At 64.7% G+C, this 19,389-nt stretch carries 19 protein-coding genes; 7 read left to right on the top strand and 12 right to left on the bottom strand.

Translation table 11 applies throughout. The features are described from left to right. Nucleotides 1-159 precede the first annotated feature (159 nt). Together ABNP31_RS13325 and ABNP31_RS13320 are read left to right on the top strand one after the other, a co-directional pair. Entirely contained in the window at nucleotides 160-1,065 is a 906-nt protein-coding gene (locus ABNP31_RS13325; RefSeq protein ID WP_075045213.1) for an SDR family oxidoreductase, read from the top strand. Between the two features lie 72 nt (nucleotides 1,066-1,137). Beyond that, nucleotides 1,138-1,959, top strand: coding sequence for a Ku protein (locus tag ABNP31_RS13320; RefSeq protein WP_046614175.1), 822 nt, complete (start codon nucleotides 1,138-1,140; stop codon nucleotides 1,957-1,959). 360 nt (nucleotides 1,960-2,319) lie between these two features. Here the strand turns inward: ABNP31_RS13320 and ABNP31_RS13315 are convergent, their stop codons facing one another. Genes ABNP31_RS13315 through ligD form a run of 5 tightly spaced genes read right to left on the bottom strand, consistent with a single transcriptional unit; the run spans nucleotide 2,320 to nucleotide 7,935 of the window. Continuing rightward, nucleotides 2,320-2,979: a glycosyltransferase gene (locus ABNP31_RS13315; RefSeq protein WP_238066338.1), complete on the bottom strand. Its 660-nt coding sequence runs from the start codon at nucleotides 2,977-2,979 to the stop codon at nucleotides 2,320-2,322. After that, nucleotides 2,976-3,575, bottom strand: coding sequence for a class I SAM-dependent methyltransferase (locus tag ABNP31_RS13310; RefSeq protein ID WP_025339086.1), 600 nt, complete (start codon nucleotides 3,573-3,575; stop codon nucleotides 2,976-2,978). Before ABNP31_RS13310 ends, ABNP31_RS13315 begins: the two co-directional genes overlap by 4 nt. 11 nt (nucleotides 3,576-3,586) lie before the next feature. Continuing rightward, nucleotides 3,587-4,342: a PIG-L deacetylase family protein gene (locus tag ABNP31_RS13305; protein WP_085664834.1), complete on the bottom strand. Its 756-nt coding sequence runs from the start codon at nucleotides 4,340-4,342 to the stop codon at nucleotides 3,587-3,589. Further along, nucleotides 4,339-5,382 (bottom strand): acyl-CoA dehydrogenase family protein, encoded by a 1,044-nt coding sequence (locus tag ABNP31_RS13300; RefSeq protein ID WP_085664835.1) that lies wholly within the window; start codon nucleotides 5,380-5,382, stop codon nucleotides 4,339-4,341. Before ABNP31_RS13300 ends, ABNP31_RS13305 begins: the two co-directional genes overlap by 4 nt. 60 nt (nucleotides 5,383-5,442) lie before the next feature. Then, nucleotides 5,443-7,935, bottom strand: a complete 2,493-nt coding sequence (gene ligD / locus ABNP31_RS13295) for a DNA ligase D (protein ID WP_350012361.1) — start codon at nucleotides 7,933-7,935, stop codon at nucleotides 5,443-5,445. Nucleotides 7,936-8,063: 128 nt separating this feature from the next. Here ligD and ABNP31_RS13290 point away from each other — a divergent pair, with 128 nt between their 5' ends. Then, nucleotides 8,064-8,528 (top strand): phosphotransferase system, HPr-related protein, encoded by a 465-nt coding sequence (locus ABNP31_RS13290; protein WP_085589667.1) that lies wholly within the window; start codon nucleotides 8,064-8,066, stop codon nucleotides 8,526-8,528. Then, entirely contained in the window at nucleotides 8,525-8,749 is a 225-nt protein-coding gene (locus tag ABNP31_RS13285; protein WP_085664837.1) for a metallothionein, read from the top strand. Before ABNP31_RS13290 ends, ABNP31_RS13285 begins: the two co-directional genes overlap by 4 nt. Before the next feature lie 193 nt (nucleotides 8,750-8,942). On the opposite strand, the gene ABNP31_RS13280 is transcribed toward ABNP31_RS13285, so the two are convergent. From ABNP31_RS13280 to ABNP31_RS13260, 5 genes are read right to left on the bottom strand one after another with little or no spacing between them, the layout of a single operon-like run. Then, a complete protein-coding gene (locus tag ABNP31_RS13280) occupies nucleotides 8,943-9,371 on the bottom strand; it encodes a hypothetical protein (RefSeq protein ID WP_350012360.1) in 429 nt (142 codons plus the stop codon). A gap of 34 nt (nucleotides 9,372-9,405) precedes the next feature. Then, the gene (locus ABNP31_RS13275) at nucleotides 9,406-10,353 is read right to left on the bottom strand and encodes a lysylphosphatidylglycerol synthase domain-containing protein (RefSeq protein ID WP_085664839.1); all 948 of its coding nucleotides are present in this window, start codon (nucleotides 10,351-10,353) and stop codon (nucleotides 9,406-9,408) included. After that, nucleotides 10,353-11,555 carry a cardiolipin synthase ClsB gene (clsB, locus tag ABNP31_RS13270; RefSeq protein ID WP_085664840.1) on the bottom strand — a complete coding sequence of 401 codons (1,203 nt, stop codon included), beginning with the start codon at nucleotides 11,553-11,555 and terminating at the stop codon, nucleotides 10,353-10,355. Before clsB ends, ABNP31_RS13275 begins: the two co-directional genes overlap by 1 nt. Further along, nucleotides 11,552-12,337, bottom strand: coding sequence for an endonuclease/exonuclease/phosphatase family protein (locus tag ABNP31_RS13265; RefSeq protein ID WP_085615733.1), 786 nt, complete (start codon nucleotides 12,335-12,337; stop codon nucleotides 11,552-11,554). The genes clsB and ABNP31_RS13265 overlap by 4 nt, the downstream gene beginning before the upstream one ends. Continuing rightward, complete coding sequence (locus ABNP31_RS13260) at nucleotides 12,334-13,251, bottom strand: DUF72 domain-containing protein (RefSeq protein WP_350012359.1); 918 nt, start codon at nucleotides 13,249-13,251, stop codon at nucleotides 12,334-12,336. Before ABNP31_RS13260 ends, ABNP31_RS13265 begins: the two co-directional genes overlap by 4 nt. 166 nt (nucleotides 13,252-13,417) lie before the next feature. Here ABNP31_RS13260 and ABNP31_RS13255 point away from each other — a divergent pair, with 166 nt between their 5' ends. Then, a complete protein-coding gene (locus tag ABNP31_RS13255; RefSeq protein WP_025339097.1) occupies nucleotides 13,418-13,792 on the top strand; it encodes a low affinity iron permease family protein in 375 nt (124 codons plus the stop codon). Nucleotides 13,793-13,814: 22 nt separating this feature from the next. Then, nucleotides 13,815-14,366, top strand: a complete 552-nt coding sequence (locus tag ABNP31_RS13250) for an ATP-dependent Clp protease proteolytic subunit (protein WP_025339098.1) — start codon at nucleotides 13,815-13,817, stop codon at nucleotides 14,364-14,366. 108 nt (nucleotides 14,367-14,474) lie between these two features. Here ABNP31_RS13250 and ABNP31_RS13245 read toward each other — a convergent pair whose 3' ends face one another. Both ABNP31_RS13245 and ABNP31_RS13240 read right to left on the bottom strand, forming a co-directional pair. Further along, the gene (locus ABNP31_RS13245; protein WP_085664842.1) at nucleotides 14,475-14,873 is read right to left on the bottom strand and encodes an NUDIX hydrolase; all 399 of its coding nucleotides are present in this window, start codon (nucleotides 14,871-14,873) and stop codon (nucleotides 14,475-14,477) included. Nucleotides 14,874-14,954: 81 nt separating this feature from the next. Continuing rightward, on the bottom strand, nucleotides 14,955-18,737 hold the full coding sequence (locus ABNP31_RS13240; RefSeq protein ID WP_085664889.1) for a CheR family methyltransferase: 3,783 nt from the start codon (nucleotides 18,735-18,737) through the stop codon (nucleotides 14,955-14,957). Between the two features lie 275 nt (nucleotides 18,738-19,012). Here ABNP31_RS13240 and ABNP31_RS13235 point away from each other — a divergent pair, with 275 nt between their 5' ends. Beyond that, complete coding sequence (locus ABNP31_RS13235; protein WP_003259459.1) at nucleotides 19,013-19,222, top strand: general stress protein; 210 nt, start codon at nucleotides 19,013-19,015, stop codon at nucleotides 19,220-19,222. Nucleotides 19,223-19,389: the final 167 nt, after the last annotated feature.

Here is a 19,389-nt window from a genome sequence, read left to right as displayed (position 1 = left end):
CAGTCGGAAAAAACCATCGATGGCGGTTTACCTCGAAATCGGTAGAACGGCCTTCGCGGGCTTGCCCGCTCCCACAGGACTACCACCAGTTTCAATACCTGTGGGAGCGGGCAAGCCCGCGAATGGGCCAACACCGGTTTCACCAGAGGAGTGGCCCCCATGCCCAGCAAACCGCACGACCAGTTCAGCATGCAGAACCCGCTGACCCAGTACCCGCACCCTCCGTTCCCGGCCCAAGGCCAGCCAGCACCAGGGCTGGACGCCAACATGCAGCCCGAACCAGACCACGGCGAAACCACCTACAAGGGCTTTGGCCGCCTGGCGGGGCGCAAGGCGCTGATCACCGGCGCAGACTCGGGCATCGGCCGGGCAGTGGCCATTGCCTTCGCCCGCGAGGGTGCCGACATTGCCCTCAATTACCTGCCCATCGAACAACCCGATGCCCGCGAAGTCATCAAGCTGATCGAAGCCGAAGGCCGCAAGGTGGTGGCCCTTGCCGGTGACCTGAAGGACGAGCAGTTCTGCAAGGAACTGGTCGACCAGGCCCACGAGCAGCTCGGCGGCCTGGACATCCTGGTCAACGTCGCCGGCAAGCAGGAGGCGCGCAAGGACATCAGCCAGGTCAGCCACGAGCAGTTCGACCACACCCTGAAAACCAACGTCTACGCGCTGTTCTGGCTGTGCCAGGCGGCCGTGCCGCTGATGCCGGCGGGGGCGACCATCATCAACACCGCCTCGATCCAGTCCTACCAGCCTTCGGCCACCTTGCTCGACTATGCCACCACCAAGGCCGCGATCGTTGCCTTCACCAAGGCCTTGGCCAAGCAGGTGATCGAGCGCGGTATCCGGGTCAACGCCGTTGCCCCTGGCCCCATCTGGACCGTGCTGCAGCCCAGCGGCGGCCAGCCACCGGAGAAAATCCCCGACTTCGGCGCGCATACACCGATGAAGCGACCGGGGCAGCCCGCCGAATGTGCGCCGGTGTATGTGTTGCTGGCCAGCCAGGAGTCCAGCTACATCACCGGCGAGGTGTTCGGCGTGACCGGCGGCAACCCGCTGCCGTAGGGCGGGGCGGCTAAACCTTCGCCGCCCGTTGCAGTCGATTCAGGTATTGGCAGGCAACCTGGGAGCACCTCAATGGCTAGGGCAATCTGGAAAGGCGCCATCAGTTTCGGCCTCGTGCACATCCCCGTGGCCCTCAACACCGCGGTGCGCACCGAGCGGGTCGATTTCGACTGGCTCGACAAGCGCAGCATGGAACCGGTCGGCTACAAGCGGGTGAACAAGGTCACCGGCAAGGAAATCGACAAGGACAACATCGTCAAGGGCGTCGAGTTCGAGAAGGGCCGCTACGTGGTGATCAGCGAGGAGGAAATCCGCAAGGCCCGGCCCGAGGCGACCCAGACGATCGATATCTTTTCCTTCGTGGAGGCTGGCGAGATCCCGCTGCAGCACTTCGACACGCCGTACTACCTTACCCCCGACCGCCGTGGCGGCAAGGTGTACGCCTTGCTGCGCGAAACCCTGGCAAAAACCGGCAAGGTGGCGCTGGCCACGGTGGTGCTGCACACCCGACAGCACCTGGCGCTGTTACGCCCGCTGGATGATGCGCTGGTGATGATCACCCTGCGCTGGCCCGAAGAAGTGCGCGGGCTGGAAACGCTGGAACTGGACAGCAGCGTCACCGAGGCCAAGGTGGACAAGCGCGAACTGGACATGGCCAAGCGGTTGGTGGAAGACATGAGCGGGCCCTGGAAACCCGCGGATTACCACGATGCCTTCCGCCAGACCATCATGGACCTGGTGGAAGAGAAGGCCAGCAAGGGCAAGATCGAGACTGTGGAGAAGGGCGAGGCGACGGAAGCGGGGAAAAGCGCCGACATCCTCGACCTCACCGAACTGCTCAAGCGCAGCCTCGGTGGCAAGAAGCCGGCGAAGAAGACACGCAAGGCGTCGTGAAAGGAATCGTCACCGCAAGCCAGCTCGCATGGAACTGAACATAACGCGGCCCCCTGTGGGAGCGGCTTTAGCCGCGAACACCGGCGCAGCCGGTGCCATGCACCGCGTTGAATTCTTCGCGGCTAAAGCCGCTCCCACAGGTATAGCGTTGCTCTCGAGGTTGTCGCTGTACCTGTGGGAGCGGCCTTGTGTCGCGAAAGGGCCGCAATGCGGCCCCAGGATTGATGCGCAACAGTTGAAATTGCTGGGGCTGCTTTGCAGCCCTTTCGCGACACAAGGCCGCTCCCACAGGGGGCGCGCAAACTTTTAGAATTTGAGCAAGACAGTTGCCACAGGGTACGCGCCGCTTGCGAACCAGCATCAAACCTGTGTCTGCAACCCCGCCAGATAATCACCAAACCCTTCGCGCGCGCGGCTGTCGCGCCGGCTGCTGGTGGCCACGCTATGCCTGGCGGTCCATACGATCTGCGCCCCACTGGCCTGCAGGTCGTTGACCAGTTGCACATCCTCATGTGCCGCCAGGGGCTGGAAGCCGCCCACCCGATCATAGGCGTCGGCACACACACCCAGATTGGCCCCATGCACATGCCGATGCCCCTCACGTGCCTGGTAACGGCTGTGGTACAGCTTGCGCAAGGCCGCTGTCTGCCAGGGTTGCCAGTACTCGACATGCACCGTGCCGCACACCACCTCGGCCCTGCAGGCCAGTTGCGACAGCAGCCAGTGCTCTGGCACCCGGCTGTCGGCATCGGTGCAGGCCAGCCACTGCGCGCCGCGCTCGACCATGTATGCCGCGCCCACCCGGCGGGCCATACCGACGTTGCCGGCATCCACCGTCAGCACCTGTACACCGAAACGCCTTGCCACGGCGGCGCTGCCATCGCTGCAGCGGTCCAGCACCACCAGCACCTCCACCTGGTGCCCCGCCTGCTGCGCCTGCAGGGCGGCAGCCAGTACTGCCCGCAGGCAGCGCCCAAGGCGCCGGGCCTCGTTGTGGGCCGGGATCACCACGGCAATCATGGGCAGGTCTCGTCGAGGTCGACCACGCTGGGCTGAGAGGCCCAGTACTCCAGCACGAAGTCCGCCTCGTCATGCTGGAACTGCAGATACAGCGGAAGGTGCCGGGCCAGCATGCGGTGCACTTCACGCCCGTCCTGCGGGCAGCCGGCGATGGGATGCTTCCAGTGGCAGGCCAGCAGCCCACCGTCGTAGGTCAGGCTGGCCACCGACTGTTCGATCACCTGCAACCAGTCGGTCGGGTCGAGGTAGTAACCCACCTCGCTCAGCACGATCAGGTCGAAATGCCCATGCGGCCAGTCCGAGGGCAGCCGCGCCAGTTCCACCGAGACATTGCTCAGTCCAGCCAAGCGTTCACCGGCCAGCGCTACCGCAGTAGGGTCCAGGTCCTGGCACAACAGGTTGGCACAACGCTCGGCCAGCAGGGCGCTCAGCTCGCCATTGGCGCAAGCCGGCTCGAACACGCGCTGGTAGCACTGGCGCGGCAGGCTGGCCATGACCAGCTCGCGCTTGCGCTTTTCGTACCAGCGGGTGCGAAAGGCCCAAGGGTCTTCACTGGTGGCGTACAGGTCGGCGAAATACTGTGGGTCGAGGCTCATGACAACTCCATTTACAGGAACACCAGTTCGAAAGGTTGCAGCAGGCAATCCAGCAAGTTCGGCGGCAGTACGGGCGGGCGCTGGCCATCCGGCTCCAGCTGGCTGACATGGGCGGCCAGGGCCTTGCGCTTGCGGGCCAGGCTGGCCTCGTCCAGCTGGATGCGGTGGGCCCGCGGCCAAGGCAGGCGCGGGTCGTCCGGTTGCGCCCAGTGCCAGGCCCACACGGGTACCTCCAGGCATTGCACCTTGCGCATCCGGGCCGCCTGCGCCGCAGCCCGGCCCACTGCCTCGTGGTCACAGTGACCATCGCCGCTCCAGGTGGCCATCAGCAGGTCGTCAGGCCTGAGCAACTGGCTCAGGTGGTTGAGCAGAAATGCCTCGTCACGTGGCAACGCGCCGTCCTTGAGGTGGAGCCGCCGCCAGTCCATGCGGCCGAGGTCGAGGTCAAGCTGTTGCAGCGCATGGCGGCTTTCCAGCGGCCTTTGCCGGCGCAGGCGGTGTTCGCTCCAGTGGGTAGAGCCGGGGTGGCTGGCTTCACCATCGGTGGCGGAGATCAGCACCAGGTCGTCTTCCCGGCCATGAAAGCCCGCCAGCAGCCCGCCGGCCATGAGAATTTCATCATCGGGGTGCGGAGCCAGCAGTACCAGGCGGCGGCCTGGCGGGCACAGCTGCTGCGGGGTGATCCAGGTGGCCCTGGCCAGGTGCGCGGCCTGCTGCCAGGCCGCCCACGGCGTACCGCTGTTCGCCTGGATCAGGTTCTGCCTCATAGCTGCCAGACTCCCGCCGGCCGTTGTGCCAACTGCTCGCCGAGCGCCGCCAGGTCGCGCTCGGCATGGCTCTGGCGCAGGAACACCGGCAAGTCGGCGCTCAGCCGGGCAAAGTGGTTGTCGCGGCAGAAAGGCGTGGCGCCCAGCGCCCGGCCAACGTGGTGGATCACCTGCTCCACGGCCTGTTCCACCTGGGCGCGGGTGCGGCGCACTTCGAAGCTGGCGTCCGCGCCTGGCTGGCGGTCGATCCACGCCGCGCATTCGCGCAGTGCCGCCCTGGCGCCGTACAAGGCTGCATCGACCGCGCCCAGGTGAGCATCGGCATGTGGGTCGGGGCGGGGGTTGCGGCAGTGTTCGCGCAGGTAGTCTGCCAGGGCTTCGGCGGCGCCGTACCAGCAGGCCGCAATGCCAGCGCCGCCGTGCCAGAACCCGGGGCGTGACAGGTATTGCCCAGGGCGGCCGATGGCGATGCCGGGGGTATGGTTGAATTCGACTTCGACACTGGCGGTGGTGGCCATGCCGATGGCCTGCCAGCGGTCTATGGCAAGGCCCTGGCTGGGATGGGACAGTTCGATGGCCACCAGCTGGGGCTGGTCGTGCTGGTCCCAGGCCGTGACCAGCGCCCGGTCGATCTGCAGTGCGCCCGAACACCAGGCCTTGCGACCCTCCAGGCGGACCTGGTCGCCATCACGGGCCACGATGCAGGCGCGGGCATCCGGCGGTTCGGCGGCCCACACGCCCCATATACCCTCGGCAGCGTGGTGTGCCGCAGCGCATTCGGCAAGGATCGCCAACGCGTCGGTGTGGCCCTCGTACAGCTTGGCCAAGGCCAGATCACAGCCTGCCACCCGGGCCAGGGTTTGCCAGCGCCGTAGCGTATTGCCCTGGCCGGGCAGGGGCAGCAGGTCGAGGTGGTCGGCTTGCAGTGCCTGGATCAGCTGCGGCAACTGGGTATCCAGGTTGAGCGGTTGCTGCCGCTCGCTGAAGGCTCGCAGCAGGCGATCGAGGTTGGTCAGGTCAAAATCCTGGACGATGCTCATGGGCTTGGCTCCTTGGTGAGGCACTGCGGGCGTAGGCGTAGCGCTGGAGGCAAGCCGCCATCAGGCCAGCCCCAGCTGCTTGCGCATGCCCACGGTGATCGATTGCCTTGTCTTGCCATACTCCGCCCAGGGGTCGTCCACCTCGCCCAGGCGTTCAAGCACGTTGCCGATGTTCCACTGGTTGGCGCCCTTGAGTTGCGGCAGTTCCTCGCGCCAGATCGGCACGGATACCGGCAGGCCTTCGCGGGCGCGCAGGGTATAGGCGCAGGCGGTGGTCGCGCCCTTGCCGTTGCGCAGGTAGTCGATGAAGATGCGCCCGATGCGATTCTTGGGCCCGGATACGGCACTGAGCCTGTCGGGGAACAGCCTGGCCAGGTAATCGACGATGCCGTGGCTGAACGCCTTGACTTCATCCCAGCTGGCCCGCCGGGTCAGGGGCACGACCAGGTGCATGCCTTTGCCGCCACTGGTCTTGAGAAACACCTTCAAGCCCAGTTCATCCAGCAGCGTCAGGGCCAGTTGGGTGGCCTCGAGCATGGCCTTCCACGGCAGTGCCGGGTCCGGGTCGAGGTCGAGGACGAAGCGGTCGGGCTTGTCGAAGTCCTTGTCGGTGGCGTTCCAGGTGTGCAGCTCGATCATGTTCATCTGCACGGCACCCAGCAAGGTGTCGGCGCGGTTGACGACCATCGCCGCCTGGCCGGCCTCGGCCTTGTCGTAGCTGAGCACGTTGGGCAGATGCAGTTGGCCGGCGTTCTTCTGGAAGAACAGCTCCCCGGCCAGGCCATCCGGCGCGCGCACCAGCGCCACCGGGCGGTGCTCGAGCTGGGGCAGTATCCATTGGCTGACAGCGGCGTAGTACTCGGCGACCTCACGCTTGGTAACGCCGCTGGTGGCGTCGACAACCCGCTCGGGGTGGGTCAGGCGCAGCTCGCCCAAGGCCTCGGGGGCCTTGGCCTGCTTGCGCTTGGGCAGGGTCTTGGCGGGCATGCTGCGCTCCAGGTCGATGGCGGTAGCCGGTTTGTCATCACGCAGGCCGTGAAACACCGAGTGGCGCACGATGCCGTCACGGGTCATCTGGGCGTAGGCGACTTCGGCCAGCAGTTGCGGTTTCAGCCAGTGCACGCCCCGGGCTTCGGCCCCGGTGGCCGGGTTGGGCAGGGCCGGCCTGGCGATTTCCAACGGTTTCAGCCGGGCATGGATGCTGGCCAGCGTGGTTGCACTGAAGCCGGTGCCAACCTTGCCGGCATAGCGCAACTCGCCGCTGTCGTTGTCGTGCAAGGCCAGCAGCAGGGCACCGAAACCGCTGCGGCTGCCTTTGGGGTCGGTGTAGCCGACGATCACGAACTCCTGGCGCTGCTTGCACTTGAGCTTGATCCAGTCGGGGCTGCGGCGGCCGCTGTAGGGGCTGTCGACGCGCTTGCCGATCAGGCCTTCGAGTTGCAGCCGGCAGGCGCTGTCGAGCAGGGATTCGACGGGCTGGTCAAAGTCGGCGGAGTACTTGAGTACGTCCGATTCGTTGTGTTCCAGCAACTGCTGCAAAGTGTTGCGCCGGTCCTGCAGCGGTAACTGACGCAGGTCCTGGCCGCCCAGGAAGGGCAGGTCGAACAGGTAATAGGTGATGTGCTCGTCATGCTCGGTGTCGAAAGCGTTCTGCAGCGCCTGGAAGTCCGCCGCGCCGTCTTCGCCGGCCACCACCACCTCGCCATCGAACCAGGCCGAATCGAGGCCCAGCGCACGCAAGGCGGCAACCTGCCTGGGCATCTTGCCGCTCCAGTCATGGCCATTGCGGGTGAACAGGCGCACGTCATCACCGTCGATGCGGGCAAGGATGCGGTAACCGTCGAACTTGACCTCGTAGCGCCAGTCGCCACTGGGCGGGGAGTCGACCAAGGTCGCCAGTTGTGGCTGCAGCTGTGCCGGCAACGGCACCTTCCGGCCTTTGCTGGCGGTTTTGCGACGTGGCGCGGCGGCCTTTTTTGCTGCCGGCTTGCGCGGCACCAGCGTGCGGTCGCTGAGCACGCTGTCGGGCTGGGCGTCGACGATGCTGTAGTCGGCTTCGCTGCGCGCCTGGCTGTCGTGCGACTTGACCAGCATCCACTGCTCCTTCTTGCCGGCTAGGTGGGTGCGGAACAGGTTCCATACACCGCCGAGCTTTTCGCCTTGCAGGCGAAAACGCAGCTTGCCCTTGGCATAGGCCTCACGCGCATCGCCTTCGGGCTCCCAGATGCCCCGGTCCCACACGATCACGTCGCCCGCGCCGTAATGGCCTTCGGGGATATGGCCTTCGAAGTCGGCGTAGTCCAGCGGGTGGTCCTCCACGTGCACGGCCAGGCGGCGCACCTTGGGGTCCAGCGACGGCCCTTTGGGGATGGCCCAGCTTTTCAGCGTGCCATCGAGCTCCAGGCGGAAGTCGTAGTGCAGGTGGCTGGCATCGTGCTTCTGGATGCAGAACTGCAGCGCGTGGGCCCGCTTGCCACGGCTGCGCTTGCCGCTGGGCTCGGGCGTGGCATTGAAGTCGCGCTTGCGCGCATATTCCTGCAGGGGCTTGGCCATGGCGGGCTCCGGGCGGTTCGCAGTCTCTAATCTGGGAGGCAGCGGCCCGGGCGGGAGTTCAAAAAAACTCTGAATCTTCCAGCAGCTGGTGCAGTCGACCGAATGAAGCCACCTGACGGAGAACGCACATGGCCCGAGCAGATGAACCGAAGCCGTATACCCCCACTGAAATCGACGACACCGAAGACCGCATGGGCAGCGTGCATGAACTGGACTTCGACGAGCGCCTGGATGAACGCGAGGGGCGTGTGGGTGACGAGCGACCGGCCGCGGACGTGGCCCGCGAGTTCCCACCGCGGCGCGTGGCCGAAAGCGGCATGACCGGCGGCGAGGCGTTGAGCGACAGCCTGCACGAGGACAACGTCACTTACGACGACCTGAGCCCGGACACCTTGCTGGATGAAACCGGTGCCCGCGACCCGCATGAACCGGGCGGCAGCGGCGGCCCTGCAGACAAGACCCTGAGGCGGGTAGAGGCCAACGAGATTGGCGGCGGCATAGGCCTGGACGAAGCCGAACTGGCCCGCTCCGCGCCGCTGGATGGAGAGCCCTGGGCCGATGATGTGATCGATGACGAGGAGAGCAAGCCATGAACGAGGTACGTTGTGCCTGTGCGCATTGTTCCTGCACCGTGGATGCCAATGCCTTGCAGCTCGAAGGCAAGGTGTATTGCTGCGAGGCCTGTGCCAGCGGGCATCACAATGGCGAGCGGTGCCGGATGCCTGATTGCCACTGTGGTGAAAAGACCGGGGAAAGCGCGGTGGACAATGCGCTGGACGAAACTTTTCCGGCGAGTGACCCGATTTCACCCTGAAACATCGCCGTCTCATAGGTTCTGCATAGGTCTATGGGGCTGTGATGATCCTGTAGGAGCGGCCTTGCGTCGCGAAAGGGCCGCAAAGCGGCCCCGGCAAATTTCCGTGCGAAGCTGAAATCTTGGGGCCGCGCTGCGGCCCTTTCGCGACACAAGGCCGCTCCTACACAAAGCAGCGCGCAGGCCCGCAGAATCAGTGAGTCTGCCAGATGCCGTTGCTACGCTCGCAATCGGTGCGGGCCTGGCCCAGGCTGGGGGTGTCGTAGTAGTAGGTGATCACCCGTGCATCCTTGGGCAACGCCGGCTTGTCACCGCCAGCTGCCTTGAGGTTGGCCAATGCCTCCTGGGTCAACGGCGCGATGCAACTGCCGACGCTGCCATCCGCACAACGCGCGACCTTGTGCTTTTCGCTGTTGAGCATGTCCTTGCTCTCGTTGCTGCATGACCAGTTGATCGCTTCGGCGGGCAGGTTGCTGTAGCTGTAGCAGCTGTGCCGCTCCACCGGCGTTACCGCCTCGCTGGAGGAGCGGGTGAGCACATTGCAGGCTTCGGCCAGGACTTGGCCGCTGGCCAGGCTCGCCACCATCAGTATCAACATCGGCTTCAAGACAGCGCCACGCATTTGCCACCTCCCGGGCCACTGGCCCTCGATAGGTCTAGGCAGGCTTGTCGCGCCGGCGCATGGCCTTGGCGCGTTTCTCCAGGATCAGGTAGGTCAGCACCGCCAGCAACAGCGGCACCAGGTAGTACAGCGTGCGGTAACCCAGCAGGGCCGCCACCAGTGTGCCTTGGGCAAGCTGCCCATGCAGCAGGGCCAGGAACACCGTTTCCAGCACACCCAGCCCGGCCGGGATATGCGCGACCACACCAGCCACGCAACTGATCAGCAGGATGCCAAGTATCGACGGGTAGAAGGCGTCGCCAGGCAGCAACCAGAAGATCAGCAGTGCCATCAGCGCCCAGTTGCTGGCACCCAGTACCACCTGGCACAGCGCCAGGCGCAGCGACGGCAGCGTTACCTCATGGTCGCGCCAGCGCCAGGTGCGTTTTTTGGCGAAACCACAGGCCAGCAGGTAGCCTGCGGCAATCGCCAGCAATACCAGGCCGATCAGTTGCAGGCCGCTGGCGCCGACCGCCCAGTTGGCGGGCAGCTCGACCAGGCGCAAGGCGAACACCGTGCCTGCCAGCAGCATGTAGCCCATCCAGTTGGTCAGCAGGCCCAGGGTGAGGATGCGCGTGATGGTTGCCGTGTCCAGGCCCAGGCGGCTGTACAGCCGGTAGCGCAAGGCAACGCCACCCACCCAGGTTGTGAAATTGAGGTTGAAGGCATAGCACACGAAGGCAACCGGCAACACTTGGCGGGCCGGCAGGTGGTGGCCGGTGTAGGCCCGGGCCAGCAGGTCGTAGCTGGCGAACGTCAGGTAGCTGCACCCGGCCAGCACCAGGCCGATGGCCAGGGTGCCAGGCTTGTAGGCCAGCAACGACTGGCGCACTTCGTTCCAGTCCAGGTTGCGCGCCAGCAGGTACAACAGCGCAGGGATCAGGATCAGGAATGCCAGGGTGAACAGCCGCTTGCCCCAGATTTGCCAGTGTTTTCGCGCCATCAGGTCTTGCCCTCGTGATAGTCAACCTGTGCCTCGGCCTCCGGCTGCACCGAGCGCAGGTGCTGACGGTGCGCCGGGAACCAACCGGCAATCCGCGGGAAATGGCGGATCACGTGGAAACACACGAATATCAGCGGTGCCCGCCACCAGTAGCCGCGAACCATGCGTTCCAGGGTGACCGGCTTGCATTGTTCGCGGGCCAGCGCCTGCAGGTGCTGGTTGAGCTGCTGGTTGAAGGCGCGGTCACGGATGAACAGGTTGGCTTCAAGGTTGAACGACAGGCTGAGCGGGTCCAGGTTGCTGGAGCCGACCGTGGCCCACTCATCATCCACCAGCGCCACCTTGCCGTGCAGCGGCCGTTGGCAATACTCGTGAATGGCCACACCGTCGCGCAGCAGGTAGTTGTACAGCAGTCGCGACAGCGCCCGTACCCAGCGCATGTCTGGCTGGCCCTGCAGGATCAGCCGGACCTCCACGCCGCGCCGGGACGCATTGCGCAATTCACGCATCAGCCGGTAGCCCGGGAAGAAATACGCATTGGCCACCACGATGCGCCGCCGGGCACTGCGAAACGCCTGCAGGTAGTGGGCCTCGATATCGGTGCTGCGCACCTTGTTGTCGCGCTCGACCAGCACGGCGGTGCAGGTACCGGCAGGCTCGGTCAATGGCCTTACCGCGCTGGGCGGCTGCAGCACCGGTGACATCAGGCGCTTGCTGGCGGCATGAACCTGTGCCACCACCGGGCCGACGACCTCCACGGCATAGTCCTGCTTGGCCATGGGACCAAAGTCGCCCAAATGGTCGGCGCTGTAGTTGATGCCGCCAATGAAGGCCCGCTCGCCATCGACCACCACGATCTTGCGGTGCAGGCGCCGGAACAGGTTGGTGCGCATGCCCACCAGCCGCGGCTGCGGGTCGAAGGCGTGGAAACTGACTCCGGCATCGGTCATGGCCGCAATGAAAGAGTCGGGCAGGTCGGCCGTGCCGTACCCATCCACGGCCACTTCGACACGCACGCCGCGGCGGGCGGCATCTATCAGCACCTGCTGCAATTGCTGGCCAACCTTGTCATCGAAGATGATGAAGGTCTCCAGCAGGATTTCCTCCCGTGCCTGGCTCATGGCCTCGAACACGCGGGGGTAGTATTGCTCGCCATTGATCAGCAACTGCACGCAGTTGCCGTCTACCCAGGGTCGGTTCACAGTTTGATCTCCGAAGCCAGAGGGGCGTGGTCGGAAAGGTGCGACCACGGGTACTTCGACAGCACCTGGGCCGTGCCGGGCATGGCGTTGCGCAGGTAGATGCGGTCCAGGCGCAACAACGGCAGGCGCGCCGGGAAACTGCGTGCCGGGGTGCCGAAATGCTCGCCGAACGCTTCCACCAGGTGTTCGCACAGCACCGCATCGGCCTTCAGCCGCCAATCGTTGAAATCGCCGGCAACGATCACCGGGGCCTTGGGCGGCAGGCTGCCTAGCAGGTCCAGCAGCAGCTTCACCTGGCGTTGCCGGTGGGCCTCGCGCAAGCCCAGGTGCACGCACACCGCATGCACCTGGTCATGGCCAGGCACTTCCAGCTGGCAATGCAACAGGCCGCGCTGCTCGTTGCCCTGCACCGAGACGTCCAGGTTGTCGAAGCGGCTGATGGGGAATTTCGACAGCAGCGCGTTGCCGTGGTCGCCATGGGGGTATACGGCATTGCGGCCGTAGGCGAACTGCGGCCACATGCTGTCGGCCAGGAACTCGTACTGTGGCGTATCCGGCCAGGCCGGGTGGCGCAGGGCATGCTGCTGGTGGCTGCCGTGCACTTCCTGCAGGAACACCAGGTCGGCGCCGGTGGCGCGCACGGCTTCGCGCAACTCGGGCAGGATGAAGCGCCGGTTGAAGAAGGTGAAGCCCTTGTGCACGTTCAACGTCAGTACATTCAGACTACGTACGGCGGTGATCTTGTCGATGATGCAGTGCGGGGCAGGCAGGGTCCTGTTCACAGGGTCACCTCCGGCACCACGCCAGGCTCGGTCATCAGCTCATGGTCCAGCGACAGCTTCTGCAACAGGCGCCGGGCGTCATAAGGCGCATGGACTTTCTGGTCGTTGTCGAAATAGCAGTAGACGTCACGGGCGGCGCGCCGCGGTGGCGGCCCTGGCACCACCAGCTGGGCATCGTCGGCCTGGCGGCCCTGGCTCCAGTGCTGGATGCGCTGCTTCCAGCGCCGCAGCGCCTGGGCGGTATAGCCACTGCTGTACAACTCGACATCGCCATGCAGGCGCATGTACACGAAGTCGGCGGTAAGGTCCTCGACATAGGGCCATTTACCGGCACTGTCGGCCACTACCAGCGCTACCCGGTGCTTGCGCAGCAGCTTGATGAAGGCTTCGCACAAAAAGCTTTCGTTGCGGATTTCCACCGCGTGACGCAGCCGTGCGTTGCCCTTGATATCGGTGCTGCCGTTGTCCTTCAGGCGCGGTGCACACCCCTGTGCGCATTCGCGGGCATCCTTGCGGCTGTGCGGCAGCAGTTCGAGAAAACGGGCGAAGCGGGCCTCGTCGAACTTCATGTTCGGCGGAAACTGCCACAGGAACGGGCCCAGCTTCTTGCCGAGCAGCAGCGGCCCGGAGGCGAAGAAATTGGCCACGGCCTCTTCGATGTCCTTGAGCCGCCGTACATGGGTGATGTAGCGCGGGGCTTTTACCGCGAACACGAACCCAGGCGGCGTTTCGTCATGCCAGCTCTGGTAGCGTTCGGGTGTTTGCAGGCTGTAGAACGAGCCGTTGATTTCAATGCTGTTGACCGCTCGCGAAGCGAACGCCAGTTCGTTGTCCTGGGGCAGGCCCTTCGGGTAGAAATCCTTGCGCCACGGGCCGTAGCGCCAACCGGAGATGCCGATGCGGATATCGCTCACGCTGCCTTCCTCATTGCCGGGTCCTTGTTCGGTCACTCTGAAAGTGCGACCGGTCAACAGCGGCCAGGGTTCAGCACGGTTGACCAACGGAAAAGGCTGATGCCGCGTGGAACTTTGCGGCCCGCGGCGTTTCCACCGCATACCTGCTATGAGGAAGGGCGCCAGGATGAAATTCGACCGTTTCGCCCAATGGCTGGCCAATTGGGCCGGCCGCCCGCTGACTTTTGGCATCGCCTGCCTGCTTATCCTGATCTGGGCAGTGACCGGGCCGCTGTTCGGCTTCAACGACACCTGGCAACTGGTGATCAACACCTCGACCACCATCATCACCTTCCTCATGGTGTTCCTGATCCAGAACACTCAGAACCGCGACAACGACGAACTGCACATCAAGATCGATGAGCTGTTGCGCACCACCCAACAGGCGCACAAGGCGCTGCTGGACCTTGAAGACATGGACCCGGCCGAGCTGCATGCCCTGCGCAAGCAGTACCGGCAGATGGCCGGGCAGGGTGACGATGCGCAGAAACCCAAGGAATGACCTGCCAACCCTGGAGGCAAGCATGGCCAGACATATCGTCCACTTCACCGGGCCTATCAATTCATCCACCTGCGGCAACCTGATCAACACCTGTTCGCGGGCGTTGCAGCAAGGGGCCGAAGTCCTGCAACTGAACATCGCCACCATGGGCGGCGAGTGCAGCTACGGGTTTACCTTGTACAACTTCCTGCGGGCGTTACCGGTCGAGGTGCATACCCACAACCTCGGCACGGTGGAATCCATGGGCAACATCCTGTTCCTGGCCGGGGATCGGCGCACGGCATGCAGTTACAGCAAGTTCCTGTTTCATCCGTTCCACTGGACCTTGCATGGCTCGGTCGACCACTCCCGCATGGCCGAGTATGCGATGAGCCTGGACTATGACCTGCGGCTGTATGCACAGATCGTCGCCGAGCGGACTGAAGGGGCGGACGAGGTGCTGGATGTACCGCGGTATCTGATGGCCTACCCGCGGATACTCGGGCCCCGGGAGGCATTGGCGAACGGGATGATCCATGCCATTGACGAAATGCCGATCGAGGCAGAGGCGTGTCAGTGGAGTGTGCATGCCTAGCGGATTCCTGTGCCGGCCTCTTCGCGGGTGAACCCGCTCCCACAGGTTCGGTGGAATGCCTGTGGGAGCGGGTTCACCCGCGAAAGGGCCGGCACAGGTGTAGAAGGTCTACCTCACTGACGCCGCCGTAGCCCGGTCACAGGCCAGCAACGAGCGGATCAGCAGCTTGATCTCGTCCTTGAGCATGGGCACCTGGTCCGGGTGAGCGAACCGGCAATCGACAATTTCATGCTGCGCCTTGGGATGCGGGGCATCGACGAACTCCGCCTCGAACACATAATGCATGCGCTCTGCCGCTTCATGACGCATCAACAGGGTCAGCGATTCTGCCTGCAACCCGGTTTCCTCAAGCAATTCACGCTCCGCTGCCTGTACCGGCGTCTCGCCGGGCTCTATCTTGCCGCCGGGCAGGGTCCAGGCGGCGTTGGGCTTTCTCACCCACAACCATTTATGGGTTTGTTTGCCATGCCGGCAGATGATGGTGGCGCGATGCTTGACTGGCTTCATTCAGGCTCCTGGGCGAATCCCTAATTCCATGTAGATTCGGCCCCCGGCAGCAATGAACGTTGCGTCTGAAGCGACCAACGGTCAGTAAGGCACCGAGCCGCTCAGCGCCTCGATGGCCTCCACCAGCTCGTCATAGCCCACCGGCTTGCTCAGGTGCCGGTCGAAGCCCGACTGGCGCGACTTGTACTGGTCGGCGCTGGCGCCATAACCGGTCAGGGCGATGGCCGGGGTATGGCGCAGGTGCACGTAGCCACGCAGGGCCTTGATCAACGCATGGCCGTCCATAATCGGCATGCCGATATCGGACAGGATGATGTCGTATTCCTCACCCGCAGCGGCGTCCAGGGCCTCGCGTGGCTTGCTGAAGGCATTGACAGTGGCGCTCTCCATTTCCAGCAGCTCCTGCATCACCGCCAGCACCTCTACGGAGTCATCCACCAGCAACACGCGAATTCCGTTCAGGCGGCCCTCGCTCGGCGGCTCCGAGCCCTGCGTATGCTGCTGGGGCTGCGTTTCGCAAAGGGGCAGGGTGACCGTGAAGGTGCAGCCCAGGCCAAGCCCCGCTGATGTGGCGCGGACGGTACCGCCATGGGCCTCGACCAGTTGCCGTACCAGCGACAGGCCGATGCCCAGGCCTTCGCGGCTGTGGCTGGCATGTTGCGGCGCAGCCTGGCTGAACAGGTCGAAGATATGCTCGAGGCTGTCGTGGCTCAGGCCCACTCCATGGTCGATCACCTGCAGGCGGGCGTGGTCCTCGTCGTGGCTCAGCACCAGGCGTATGTCATTGCCCGCCGGGCTGAACTTCAGCGCGTTGTTGAGCAGGTTCCAGATGATCTGCTCCAGGCGGGTAACGTCACCCTCGATCATCACCGGCAGGTTGTCGGCGGGCAGCTCCAGGCGAACTGTGCAGGGGTGTTGCTCGCTGACTACCACGCCATGGATGCCCTGCAGGACGGCAAGCAGGTCCACAGGCTCGGTCTTGAGTTTGAGCTTGCCGGTGCGAATGCGCGCCACATCCAGCAGGTCGTCGATGATCCGCGCCTGGCTGGTTACCGCATCGCAGATAGTACCGACGGCCTTGCTCGCTGCACTGATGTTCCGTAGCGACGGCAGGCGGCGCAGGATTTCGGCATTGAGCTGGATCAGGTTGAGTGGGTGTTTGAGTTCATGAGACATGACGGCGAAGAACTCGTCCTTCATGTGGCTGGTGCTCTGCGTTTCGGCCAGCTGCTTGCTCAGGCGCTCTTCGCCCAGGCGCACGCGCTCCTCGGCGGCATGGCTGCTGCTGATGTCGATGAAGGTCAGCACCGTGCCGTCGATTTTCTGCTCGCTGGAGCGGTAGGGCAGCAGGCGCGCCAGGTACCAGTGATCGCCCTGGCCGCCGATTTCACGCTCGATGATGGCCTCGCCCTGGGCCACGGCGCGGGCATCGTCGGCCAGCGCCGGGTAATCCAGGCGGTGGGTGATGTCGAGCAGGGAACGGCCGGTATCGACCGGCAGCATATTGAACAGGTCGGTGGCGCGCGGGGTGAACCAGCGGATATGCAGGTTGCGGTCGACGAACACCGTGGCGATCTCGGTGCAGGCGATCAGGTTGCTGAGGTAGTCGTTGACCTTGTCGGTTTCCTCGACCTTGTTCTTCAGCTCGTAGTTGACCGTGAGCAGTTCCTCGTTGATCGACTGCAGCTCTTCCTTGCTGGTTTCCAGTTCTTCGCTGGCCGAACGCAACTCCTCGTTGATGGCCTGCATCTCTTCGTTGGAGGCCGTCAGCTCCTCGCTGGAGACCTCTGACTGCTCGATGGTTTCCTGCAGTTGCAGGCGGGTACGCTGCAGTTCGCGCTCGAGGTTGTGCAAGACCATACTGTCGGTCTGGCGGATGACACCAGGCATCGGCAGGGACGGATCAGGCGCGCGCTCCTCGAATACCACCAGCAGGCAATCGCTGGCGCTGAGGTCGTCCTTGTACGGCTGCACGGTGATCTCCACCTGCAGTTTGCCCATGGTTTCCGCCAGGTCGACAGGGCGCGAGGTCACCGCCTCGGTCCCCTGACGCGCCTGGAACAAGGTGCTGCGCAGGGCCAGGCGCAGGGGCGGTAGCACCAGGTTGAGCAGGCTGCGGCTCGGTTCGCCACCGGCCACTTGCAGGAAACGCCCCACGCCTTCGCTCATGTGCAGGATATTGCCGTCGATATCGACGATCAGGCTGGGCGGCATGCGGCGCGCCAGGGCGCGGTAGTGCAGGTCGGCGAACGATGGCTTGCGCCCCGGCTTGGCCTTGGCCAGCGTCTCCAGGGGCATGCTGGTGGCAGATGTGCCGGCCAGCTGACGGCCGGAACGGCGGCCGGTATTGCTGGCATCGAGTGCGCGGAAAATGCGGTTGCGCTTGTCCACCGGGGCGAACAGTTCACTGGCCATGTCGGCCGACTCGGACGACCCGAGGAACAGGTAGCCACCCGGGCGCAGGGCGAAGTGGAACATCTGCAGGATGTCACGCTGCACCTCGCGGTCCAGGTAGATCAGCAGGTTGCGGCAGACAATCAGGTCGATCTGCGAGAACGGTGGGTCCGACAGCAGGTTATGCCGGGCGAACAGCACCTTCTCGCGAACCTCTTTGCGCACCCGGTAATGCTGGTCTTCCTTGAGAAAGAACTGGCGCAGCCGGCTGGGCGGCACGTCGGTGACGATCGCTTCGGGGTAGGAGCCACTGCGGGCGATGCCGATGGCGCGTTCGTCCAGGTCGGTGGCGAACACCTGTACCTTGTGCGAGCGCTGCTCCAGTGCCAGCTGCTCGCAAACCAGCATGGCCAGGCTGTACGCCTCTTCGCCGGTGGAGCAGCCGGCCGACCACACGCGTATCTCGTCCGCGCCCTCGGCCGGGTCGCGTTCGCAGGCCAGTTGCGGCAGCACATGGCGCTCCAGGGCTTCGAAGGCTTCGCGGTCGCGGAAGAAATTGGTCACGCCAATCAGCATGTCGGCCAGCAACGCCCGGGATTCCGCGGGGTGCTGTTCCAGGTAATGCAGGTAGGCCGCCAGGTCTGCCTGGCCGGTCACATGCAGGCGGCGCTCGATGCGCCGCAGCACCGTGGCGCGCTTGTAGTGCTGGAAGTCGTGGCCGGTATTGCTGCGCAATTGCAACAGGATCTCTTCGAGCATCGGCTCGCTGGCCTGGGCATCGCCGGCACGGGTGCCCAAGGCCGGTGGCAGGGTGTCGTCCTCGATTTCCGGGAGCCGGACCTGGCGGGCATTGCGCCATAGCTCCAGCAGCTTCTGCGGCATTTCTGCCGCCGGCAGCACCAGGTCGACCATGCCGGTCTCGATGGCGGCGCGGGGCATGCTGTCGTACTGGGCGTCGTCCGGGTTTTGCGCCAAGGTCACGCCGCCTTGCTCCTTGATCCGCGAAAGGCCCACGGCGCCGTCGGCACCGGTACCGGACAACACCACGCAGAAGGCGTGGTCCTTGTGCACGTCAGCCAGGTCACGGAAGAACAGGTCGATGGCCACGTGGTCGCCACGGCGCCGGTTGGCCGGGGTCACGCGCAGGTAGCCATCGTTGGTGGACAGGCGATTGGCCGGTGAAATTACGTAGATGTGGTTGCGCTCGATGGGCACCGGCTCGGTCACCTGGCGCACCGGCATTTGCGTGGTCTCCTGGATGATGCGGTCGGCGACGCTCTGGTGGTCGGGGGACAGGTGCAGGACCACGACGAAGGCCATGCCGCAGTCGCTGGGCATTTGCCGGAACAGCGTACAGATCGCTTCCAGGCCGCCTGCCGATGCACCGATGCCCACCACCGGGAAATCCAGGTGGCTGGGGCTGAGCGCCGGGTTCTGGGGCGAGGCAGGTTGCTTGGGGGACGACTTCATGGACGGAGCCTTGTGCAGACCGGAACGTTCCGCCCGCAGCAGCATCATCGGGCGTGTGTGTGGCGGGATTATAGGCCGTCGCCATGTTGTTGAGACCTCCGCAGGCACAGGAAAGTGCGACCCGCCTGCTTCCGTCACGCAAACCTTTTGCCGACCCATGTTTGGTGCCACTGGTCAGTTGCCGGCAAAACCATTGAGCAGACTGTGTGATCGGCGGTTCGGAACCAAGGCATGGCAAACATCCATGCGACCCATCCATCGCAAGGAGAAACCACATGGCGCAGGATCAAGAGCGCACCAGCCAGCGCGGCGGCACCAAGGAAACCAACCCAGGCAATTTCGCCAACGACCGGGAACGGGCCTCCCGTGCGGGGCACAAAGGCGGGCAGGCTTCTGGCGGCAACTTCGCCAATGACCGCCAACGGGCATCGGAGGCCGGTCGCAAGGGCGGCCAGAACAGCCACGGCGGGGGCCGCCAGCAGTAAGTTGAAGGGGTTGCTGGACACCCGGTACCTCAGGTGCCGGGTGGTGGCCAGACCTTGCGTACCGAGGCATCAATAGCCGTTGATACTTCTTGTTCGACAATTTTTTGAATCTTCCGGCCGTGCCCCGATCAATCAGGTGTCATCCATGGAGAAGAGGAGGCCCCTGC

It is taken from the genome of Pseudomonas asiatica (genome assembly GCF_040214835.1).
Taxonomy (GTDB): domain Bacteria; phylum Pseudomonadota; class Gammaproteobacteria; order Pseudomonadales; family Pseudomonadaceae; genus Aquipseudomonas; species Aquipseudomonas putida_Z.
This window is presented reverse-complemented; position numbering and strand designations above follow the sequence as displayed.